Source organism: Brevibacterium sp. H602, from assembly GCF_051172395.1.
GTDB lineage: Bacteria > Actinomycetota > Actinomycetes > Actinomycetales > Brevibacteriaceae > Brevibacterium.
The window spans coordinates 1-2,404 of the sequence record NZ_JBPIZD010000049.1 but is presented as its reverse complement, the minus strand read 5'-3'; the positions used below and the strand labels follow the sequence as shown (position 1 = coordinate 2,404).

Annotated in this window: 2 protein-coding genes; both read right to left on the bottom strand. The window is 66.8% G+C overall.

The features are described from left to right. Positions 1-52: 52 nt before the first annotated feature. Positions 53-1,018: an aldo/keto reductase gene (locus ACSBQT_RS17810; RefSeq protein WP_228281653.1), complete on the bottom strand. Its 966-nt coding sequence runs from the start codon at positions 1,016-1,018 to the stop codon at positions 53-55. A 471-nt stretch (positions 1,019-1,489) separates the two neighbouring features. Further along, a complete protein-coding gene (locus ACSBQT_RS17805; protein ID WP_435002203.1) occupies positions 1,490-2,335 on the bottom strand; it encodes a DNA-formamidopyrimidine glycosylase family protein in 846 nt (281 codons plus the stop codon). Positions 2,336-2,404: the final 69 nt, after the last annotated feature.

Below are 2,404 nucleotides of genomic sequence, written 5' to 3'. Positions count from 1 at the left end.
AACCTCGCGCGAGGTTGCTGGGCCGCCGTCAGGTAGTAATTGGGAGGGAAGGTCAGGACGGGTCCTCCTGCGCGAACGGCGCGGAGGCCCGGTCGAGACGGTCGACTTCGTCGGCGCTGAGCTCGAGCCCGGGTGCGGCCATGACCGCCTCGAGCTGCTCAGGGGTGCGGGCCGAGGCGATCGGTGCCGTCACGCCCTTCGCCAGCAGCCAGGACAGCGCCACCGTCGTCGGAGCGACATTGTGCGAATCAGCGATCGCGACGAGATCGTCGACGACCTTGAGCCCCGCGGCATTGAAATATCCCTGCACCATTCCACCCCGATCGGCGCCTTCGAGGTCGGCTTCGGTGCGGTATTTGCCGGTGAGGAAGCCGGCGGCAAGGCTGAAGTACGAGAACACCGCGAGATCGCGCCGCTCGGCGACCGGGCGCAGATCGGTCTCGAACTCCCGCCGATAGACGAGGCTGTACTGCGGCTGGATCGCGACCGGCTTGACCAGTCCTTCGTCCTCGGCCGCTGCGAACCACCCGGCCAGACGCGCCGGCGAATAGTTCGACACCGCGATGTGCTTGGCCTTACCGGAACGGACGATCTCATCGAAGACGCGGGCCACCTCGGCGATGGGGGTCACCTCATCGTCACGGTGGGCGTAGTAGAGGTCGACGTGATCGGTCTGCAGACGCTCCAGTGAGGCGTCGATGGCAGTGCGGATGTATTCGGGATCCTGCGTCTTGTGCTCGGGATGGTCGCCGACCTTCGTGGCGATGACGACGTCATCGCGGTTGTCCCGCGAGGCCAGCCAGGTGCCGATGATGGTCTCGGATTCGCGGCCGGTGTTGCCGGGCACCCACGCAGGGTAGGACTCGGCGGTGTCGAGGAAATTGCCGCCGCCGGCGACGAAGGCGTCGAGGACAGCATGGGACTGCGCCTCATCGGCGGTCCACCCGAAGGTGTTCGTGCCAAGATTGATCGGGAAGATGGACAGGTCGGTGCCGGGAATCTGCTTCCGCGTGGTCAAGCTTTCCTCCATTCGTCGAATGATCGGCCGCGAACGGGCCGCACTTCCGCACAACGGATAGATCTGGAGGACTATTCCGCCGAGGCAGCCTGCCCCCGACCGCGCCCCGCGCGGGAGGTCGTGAACGCCGCGTCCTCGTAGCCGGCGCGAGCATCGGCCCGCACCGGTACCGGGCCCCGCAACCAAGACGGTGTCGACGCCTACGGGTATGACGGCGCTGAAGTGAACCTCGGTACCGCGCAATTCAGTGTGCACGACGTCGAAGTGGCCGAGCACTCCGTACTTGGTCGCCGCGTACGTCGCCTCGCCCGGGGTGGGATGGACCGATGCCGCCGAGGTGGCCCTGCGTGCCCATAGCATCGCCGACCGCCACTTCCGCCTCCGCCCAGCGTGAGGGTACGGCGAGCGCGGTACAGATCCTGTCGATGGTGCCGTCCATGCCGGCGGTCAGCCGTCACTTGAGCCGGCGCCTCACTTGAGGAGGCGGTCCATGCGACGGTCGGAGAGCTTTCTTCCGCCGGTCTGACAGCCGGGGCAGTACTGGAAGGACTTGTCGGCAAAGGACACCTCGGCGATGGTCTCCCCGCAGACATGACAGGTCTCACCTGTGCGGCCGTGAACGGAGAATCCGCGCTTCTTCGCGGTTTTGATCCTGCCCGGCGGCAGGCCGATGAGGGCGGTGCGGGCGGTCTCGAGCACCTCGGCGATGGCGTTGTACAGCGCTTGCGGGTCGACGGTCTTCGCGGTCGCGAACGGGGAGAGCCGGGCGGCGTGGAGGATCTCATCGGTATAGGCGTTGCCGAGGCCCGAGATGATTCTCTGATCCTCGAGGACCGTTTTGATTCGGGAGGTCGACTCCGACAGTGCCGCGGCGAGGCCGTCGACGGTGAGGCTCAGGGCGTCGGGGCCCAGCGATGCAAGGGCGGGCACCTCGGAGGGGTCGCGGACGAGCGACACGGCGGCGTTCTTCTTCGACCCGGGTTCGATGAGGTCGAAGGCGGCTCCCGAGGCCAGTCTCACGCGCATTCCCAGCGGCCCTTTGCCCATCCGGATCGGACCACTCGGTGCGGTGTCGTGCCAGTTCAGCCAGCCCATTCGGGCGAAACGGCAGACCAGGTTGAGTCCGTCGAACCCGAAGACGAGGGCTCGCCCACGGCGAGCCACCTCGGTGATGGCAAGTCCGGCGAGCGCATCGATGCTCGGGTCGACGGTCTTGAGCAGGCTGAGTTCGGCGATGTCCGCACGGGTGACGAAGTCCCCGACCAGCCGCGGACGCAGGAAGTCGACCAGCGCGTCGACCTCGGGCAGCTCCGGCATAATCCCAGTATCCTCCACACCCCACAATCTCAACACCCCCCAATTGCTACTTGACGGCGGCGCAGCAAC